The following is a 6,419-nucleotide window of genomic DNA, read 5'->3' as shown; positions in this document are numbered from 1 at the left end:
GGGGGCGGGTGGGGGGTGGGGTGGGGGTTGGGGTTGTCCCTCCTTGGGTGGTCCCATCTACTCTGTTGCGCTATGGTTCAAAGCTGGCGAGAAGGACTCGCTACTTGTTGCGACGCCTCAGGACGAGACCGGCCGCGCTGGCACCGAGGCCGCCCACGAGTGCGACGCCCGCACCGACCAGCGACGTCGGGTCGCTCGTCTTGGGCAGGTTGCCGTTGTTGCTCGTGCTGGTCGACGGGACGGTTGCCTTGGCCGTGCTCACGTTGGTGAACGTCATGTCGTCATCCGCGTAGGACCACGTGGCGTCCAGGTCGCCGTCATCGTCCGTATCGGCCACGTGCACGGTAACCGTCACGTCATCGGTGTCGTACGTGATGCCCTCCTGGCCGTCGTTGACCTCGGAGATGGTGTAGGTGTAGTCGCCGGCGTCGTTGAAGGTCATGTCCTTCTTGAAGCGGATGTTGCCCTCGGCGTCGTTGGTCGCCTCGTCAATCACGCTGCCCTCGGCGTCCTTCACCTGGAACTTGAACTGACCGTCCTTGAGGTCGAGCTCGTTGCCATCGGAGTCCACGAGCTCCTTCTTGGCGACGAAGCCGCCGGTAATAGCCGGGTCGAGCGCGTCGACGGTGTAGCTCAGCTCAGGCACTGGGAACGTGCCCTCACCTCTGTCACCACCCGTGCTCTCATAGGTGAGCGTTGCCTTCTCGTTGGTGTCAACGGGGTACGTTCCGGGCACGGTGGACTTGTTCGCCAGGTTCAGGGCATAGCTGAGCTTGACGCCGTTCGCGGACTCGACGGGCGCGCCGATCTTCCACGTGAGGGTCTCGGTCCCATCCTCTGCCTTCGTGTAAGAGACGACGTACTCGCCCTTGTCACCGAAGGTCACGGTGCCGGCAGCCTCGTCAACGGTGCCCTTGAGCTCGGTGGAGCCGACGCTCATCTTGATGGTGTCGAGCCCCGCGAGATCGAAGTCGTTGCCGATGACATCGGTAACGGTACCGGACTCGATCTCGTAGAGAATCTGATCCTGAATACCAGCAAAGAGCTTGTCGGCATCAGCGTTGCTGTAGTAGCTGTTTTCCGCACCGTTGTCGCTCAGAGAAGCGAGGTAGGTCATAAGCTCTTGACCCCAAGGGAAGCCCGAGGGACCATTCCAGTTTGAAAGATTGTCGTTGCCGTTTGAATCTAACTCAGGCACGGCATAGGCATATGCATGGTCGAACTGCTGAACAAGCGACGCATAGCCAGTCGCGGACTCGTACATGGCGAACTCGGGACCGCATGCATACTTCTTTTGAACAAGAGCCTGCTTCTCTGCGTCATAGATGTAGGTCGAAATCGGATTGGCCTTGCTATTTTCCCCATAGTAGTTCTGTACGTGACCATCGGATTCAGTCGTATTCATCTTGCCGGGGACAGCAGACAGAAACTGCTCGAAGGTGCCGTAGACTTGTTCAATTCCCACTCCGTAGTCATACATCATATCCCACGTGTCGACTTGGTTCTGGGCAGCGCTCTCGACTTTGTCCTCATCATGCAGACCCTGGACGGGCACGCACTTTACCTGGCCATCGTCACCGGTCCACACATAAGTGATGCCGTCAGAAAGGGTCACGAGATACGACTCAGCATCAGCGTAATCAGCCGGGAGACTCTTCATCTGGCTGATGGCCTCTTCGATACCGGCATCCATATTGGTGCCGGAGGTCGTGTCACCATTCACGAAGTTGGCCTTGGTGGCGTCGAGCGTGGCGTCATCTGCGATGTTCTGCCAACCCGTAGACGTGGCGGTACCGGAGAAAATCACAACGTTATAGATGATGTCGGTATTGCTCTTCCCCTTGAGATAGTCGAGCATCTTGGCCGCCTCGTCGCGCATGCCCTGACTCGTTGACTTGTCGAGCACGAACATGACGGCGACCTTGTCTTTGCTCTCCGTCGAGCCGATGGAGAGCTCGACGTTCGCCTGGTCGGCGACCTCGTCGTCCCAGGTCGCGGTCTTGGAGAGGGTGACCCCGTCCTTGGTCGTGACGGTGCCACCGGCAACCTCCTCCGCGATGGCGGAGACCGGGCCGGTCACGGCCATGCCCAGAGCGAGGGCGGCCGTCACGCCGACGGTCGCGACACGTCTGAGGGCACCTCCAAATCTCTTCAATCCCTTTCTCATCTCGGTCCTTTCTCGCTGACTTCTCTGCATATGGGAGAGCCCGCCCGCGAGCGCGCGGCGGGCGGGGTGCCTAGGTGACGGAGCTGAGGGTCGCCCGGTACTCGCTGGAAACCTGAGCGCCGCTCTCGGCGAAGCGCATCTCCGCCTCGACGAGGCCCTCACGTCGCAGCGACGCGAGGCAGCGGTCGATGGTCTTGACGTTGCGACCCAGCATCTCGGCGAGCTCCCGCTTGGAGCAGACGACCCCGCCGCGCAGCGCCGTCTCCCCGGCGATGTAGCGGAGCAGCGACTGCTGGGTCTTGGTGAGGCGCCGACTGCTCGGGCGACGCACGACCGCCGTCTTCGGACGGTCCGCAGGCTGAACGCAAGCTGACACGTTATCTGTCGTAGCGCACACAGAAAGTCACCCCCTCACCACATGAGAGGGGCGGGAATCGGCATGCCGAACTTGAGAGAGATGCCCTGAACACACGGGCTGTCATCCCTGATGTCACCATGCGGCAGAGCATCAAGATCCCCCTCCCAAAGTCTCAAAACGTAGACTTTTTGGAGGGGGTATGTTTTAATATCTATCGAATGTCGGAAGTCGTCCCATCCAGCGACTTCCCCGGAGCGGAGGGCACGCCTCCCCGCCTGACGGAAACGTCTACCTTTTGAGACAGGCGGGCCGAATCCCCGCTAAGTCCGCGCGGCCCTCACGTCTCGCTCATCCAGCGCATGAACGTCGAGCGAGACACGCGACAGGCGATCGCCGCCTGCGCACCCGTTATCTCATGGGCCCGATACGCGCGCCTGACCTGCTCGAACTCCCTCGGCTGCTCGAGCGCCGGCCGCCCGAAGCGCACGCCGCGCGCCCGCGCCGCCGCGATGCCCTCGGCCTGGCGCTGTCGGATGTTGTCGCGCTCCACCTGGGCCACGTAGCTGAGCAGCTGCAGCACCACGTCCGCGATGAACTCCCCCGTGAGGCCCCCGCGCTCCTCGCGCGTGTCCAGCAGCGGCATGTCGAGCACCACGATGTGAACACGCCGCTCCTTGGTGATGCGTCGCCACTCCTCGATGATGTCGTCGTAGCTGCGGCCGAGCCGGTCGATGCTCTTGACGACCATCGTGTCTCCCGCGCGCATCCGCCGCAGCAGGCGCTGGTAGCTCGGCCGGCAGAAGTCCTTGCCGCTCGCCTTGTCCGAGAAGATGAGCCGTTGGTCCACCCCAAAGGCGAGCAGCGCGTCGATCTGCCGCGCGAGGTTCTGATCCGCCGACGAGACCCGCGCGTATCCGAACGTCCTACCCACTGCCACCTGTTCCATGGAAACCTCCTCCGTCCGCTGTCGTGCAAGCAAGTATCGGAGGCGGGCACTTCTCGCCGCCCGAGGGCACGGCGTCTGGAACTGGCCCCCTGACAACCCACAAAATCTGACTTTTCAGGAACCCAATCGTGCGAATATATGGTTATGAAATCATTTTTTGCGGATTGTTTGATGGCGGGAAGGAAAGCTGGCGAGAAGGGCGGGGATGCCCGAAGCGAGAGGCGCCTGGGACGAGAGGGGCGCGCGACGAGAGAGCGCGGAATCGCGGGCGAGCCGCTACGCCCGCGACGCCAGGCCCGCCAGGATCGTCTCGTGCGCCTCGCGCCGAGCCGTCTCAAAGAAGCCAGCCGTGAGCAGCCTGTAGTCGGGCTCGCCCGTCACGTGCTCGGCGCGGTTCTTCTCGACGATCCCCTCCGCCACGGCAACGGCGGCGCGCACGTCGGACTCGAGGACCGAGTACGGCGGGAAGCTCGCGCACTGGGCGAGAAGCGCCTCGTCAACGCGCGGCACCAGGGAGATGTCGAGCGTCCGCCCGAACAGCGCGAAGTCGGACTGCTTGCCGATGCGCGCCTCCTCGCCGGGCGCCATCCCGATGCGCGCCAGGTAGGCACGGGTGTGCGCGTTGTAGACGTGGTCGGCCACGAGGTGCGCCCACGCGCCGAGGACCACGTCGCTCACCTCGTCGCGACCGGCGACGTAGAAGTCCCAGAACTCCTGGTGGCGCGGCAGCGGGATGTGCTCGCGCACCGCGTGGTGCGTGAGCTTGTAGTCGATGCGAACGGTGGTGTGGGGCACCATGTAGCCCACGTAGACGTCAGGCACGAGGTTGCCGAAGAGGAACGCGTTGGCGTCGCGCACACCGAGGGCGTCGGCCCCCTCCTCGCGAAGGAGCCGCTCGACGTGCGCGGTATGTATGTTCCAGCTCGGCATGGCGACCATGCTAGCACGCCGGCCGCCCGCGGCGCGACGACGCCCCGCGCCCCCTAGACGTACTCGGACCCGCGCGCCTTCTCGACCGAGAGGATCGTGGCGGCGTTCTGCTGCTCCGTGCTGCTCAGCAGCCCCATCGAGTCGAACTGCTCGGGCGAGTAGAGCGGCGTGTACCAGGACTGGGCGTTGAAGTAGTCCTGGAGGTCCTGCCTCTGGAACATGCGGCCGTGACGCGCGTAGATCTCGTTGCGAGCCACGTAGAGCTGCCAGTTGGAGAGCCCGGAGAGCTCGTCGGCGCTGTAGAGGCGCGTGGAGCTGTCGGGCAGGACGTAGGTGCCCGAGGACGTCGGCGCGGATGTGGGCGCGGGCGCGGGCTCAGGTTCGGGCTCCGGCTCGGGCTCCGTCACCGTGACGGCGAACGTCGCGGAGAGGTCCTCGTAGGTGACGGTGACCTCCACGCTGCCCGCCGCGTCAAACGAGCTCGGGTCAAACGAGAAGTCCGCGGCGGCGTCGGAGGCGTAGGTCACGGTCTGGGTGGTCCCGTCGTCGAGCGTGACCGTGAGCGAGAGCCCCGCGGGGTCGAGGCTCTCGCCCACGAGGTAGTCGGTCTTGCTGGGAGCGGTCGCAACGGCGAGGCTCTGCGGCACGGGGTCGGTATCGGAATCGTCGGGCTTGATCTCGGGCTCGTCTCCCTCCACCTCCTGCACGACCGACGCGTCGCCGAGCAGGTGCAGGCCAAACGGGTCGATCACCACCACGACGAGCGCCGCCACCGCGGCCACGGCGAGCACGCACGTGACCACCGCGGCGATCACCAGGCCCTTGCCCGAGCGCTTGGGCGCCTCGGGCTCGGCGCCGCCGGCGACCCGGGTCTCGCCGTCCGCGGCCGGGGCCGGCGCGTCCGCGAGCGGAACCGTCGCGTCCGCGGCCTCCAGCCGCGCCCCGCACGACGTGCAGAATCTCGTCCCATCGGGCAGCTGCGCCCCGCAGTTGGTGCAGAACATCGTGGTCCCCTCTCCCGCGTCAGTCGTGCGTGCGGTGGTCCTGGTAGTTGGCGAGGTAGCCGGCGAACTCGGCCGACGTGTCCGAGTTTCCGCTGCGCCACGCCTTGTGGTCCGTGATCTGGCTCTCAAAGCCATAATACGCGTCGATGTAGGCGATGAGGCCGTCAAGCGCCTCGAGCTGCGCCTCCGGGTAGTCGCCGGAGCCGCCCACGTGCACGAGCTCGATGCCCACCGACCACGCGTTCATCCCGTAGTCCGCGAAGCTCGCGCCGATCGGCACGCTCCCGAGCATGTCGTCGCGCCCGTCCTCGGTGATGCCAAAGAGCTCGTTGTGGCCCGTGTCGCCGTAGCCCGCGTGGTGCGCGATCCGGTCGAGCGGCACGCACTGGACGATGTGCCCGTCGGTCCCCACCACGAAGTGCGCCGCCACCAGGTTGCCGCTCGACGACCACCACGACACCACGCTCTCCGGGCTGCCGACGCCCTCGGTGTCGTGCAGCACGATGTAGCGCTGGTGCCCGGCGTCCTTGGGCCCGTGGTCGAACTCCGGGCGCATGTCCTCCACGAGGTCGAGCCGAGCGAGAAGGACCGCGCGCCCGAGCGCCGCGAGGTCGCCCTCGAGCTCGGGCAGCTCGACGGAAACGGGCTCCGGCCCGGCATCGGCGACCGGCACCTCGGCCGGCTCGTCCCTCTCGCCCGCCGGCGCGCCAGAGCAGCCGCACCCGCCCAGTGCAAGCGCGGAGGCGAGAAGAACGGCGACGCCCGATCGGCGCCCCGCACGGGGCCGGGGAACAGACCGAGCGCCGCGCCCGGGACCGAGCATGCCGCCTCCTCTCGTCGCGTGACACGAGCATAGCGCCCGCACCGCCGCGCCTGCCGGCGAATCGGCGAGAAGACCGTCCGGAAGCCGCGCGCCAACGGTTGAGGTAGTCGCGTCACGAAAAGTGGTGTAGGGCCGTCCCCGGGGCCCGCAGCCCCGCCCCGTATCCTACGCCGCCCTCCTCTTCCTGTCGA

Annotated in this window: 6 protein-coding genes; all 6 read right to left on the bottom strand. The window is 65.8% G+C overall.

Annotation, left to right across the window (positions count from 1 at the left end; genetic code table 11):
• Positions 1–100: 100 nt before the first annotated feature.
• Positions 101–2,167 carry a Spy0128 family protein gene (locus ACWTSU_RS09090; protein ID WP_455139920.1) on the bottom strand — a complete coding sequence of 689 codons (2,067 nt, stop codon included), beginning with the start codon at positions 2,165–2,167 and terminating at the stop codon, positions 101–103.
• A gap of 70 nt (positions 2,168–2,237) precedes the next feature.
• The gene (locus ACWTSU_RS09085; RefSeq protein WP_455139918.1) at positions 2,238–2,498 is read right to left on the bottom strand and encodes a hypothetical protein; all 261 of its coding nucleotides are present in this window, start codon (positions 2,496–2,498) and stop codon (positions 2,238–2,240) included.
• A 364-nt stretch (positions 2,499–2,862) separates the two neighbouring features.
• Complete coding sequence (locus ACWTSU_RS09080; protein WP_455139916.1) at positions 2,863–3,471, bottom strand: recombinase family protein; 609 nt, start codon at positions 3,469–3,471, stop codon at positions 2,863–2,865.
• Positions 3,472–3,747: 276 nt separating this feature from the next.
• Entirely contained in the window at positions 3,748–4,410 is a 663-nt protein-coding gene (locus ACWTSU_RS09075; RefSeq protein ID WP_455139914.1) for a hypothetical protein, read from the bottom strand.
• A gap of 44 nt (positions 4,411–4,454) precedes the next feature.
• Positions 4,455–5,405: a YARHG domain-containing protein gene (locus ACWTSU_RS09070; protein ID WP_455139912.1), complete on the bottom strand. Its 951-nt coding sequence runs from the start codon at positions 5,403–5,405 to the stop codon at positions 4,455–4,457.
• Between the two features lie 19 nt (positions 5,406–5,424).
• Positions 5,425–6,228 carry an N-acetylmuramoyl-L-alanine amidase gene (locus ACWTSU_RS09065; RefSeq protein WP_455139910.1) on the bottom strand — a complete coding sequence of 268 codons (804 nt, stop codon included), beginning with the start codon at positions 6,226–6,228 and terminating at the stop codon, positions 5,425–5,427.
• Positions 6,229–6,419 lie beyond the last annotated feature (191 nt).

It is taken from the genome of Thermophilibacter sp. (assembly GCF_966187215.1).
Note: the sequence above shows the minus strand (reverse complement) of the source record. Positions and strands in the feature narration are given on the sequence as shown.

Excerpts from the sequence above, each read along its gene's own strand:
- ACWTSU_RS09080 (WP_455139916.1), bottom strand. The coding sequence starts at position 3,471 with ATGGAACAGGTGGCAGTGGGTAGGACGTTCGGATACGCGCGGGTCTCG.
- ACWTSU_RS09065 (WP_455139910.1), bottom strand. The coding sequence starts at position 6,228 with ATGCTCGGTCCCGGGCGCGGCGCTCGGTCTGTTCCCCGGCCCCGTGCG.
- ACWTSU_RS09075 (WP_455139914.1), bottom strand. The coding sequence starts at position 4,410 with ATGGTCGCCATGCCGAGCTGGAACATACATACCGCGCACGTCGAGCGG.
- ACWTSU_RS09090 (WP_455139920.1), bottom strand. The coding sequence starts at position 2,167 with ATGAGAAAGGGATTGAAGAGATTTGGAGGTGCCCTCAGACGTGTCGCG.
- ACWTSU_RS09070 (WP_455139912.1), bottom strand. The coding sequence starts at position 5,405 with ATGTTCTGCACCAACTGCGGGGCGCAGCTGCCCGATGGGACGAGATTC.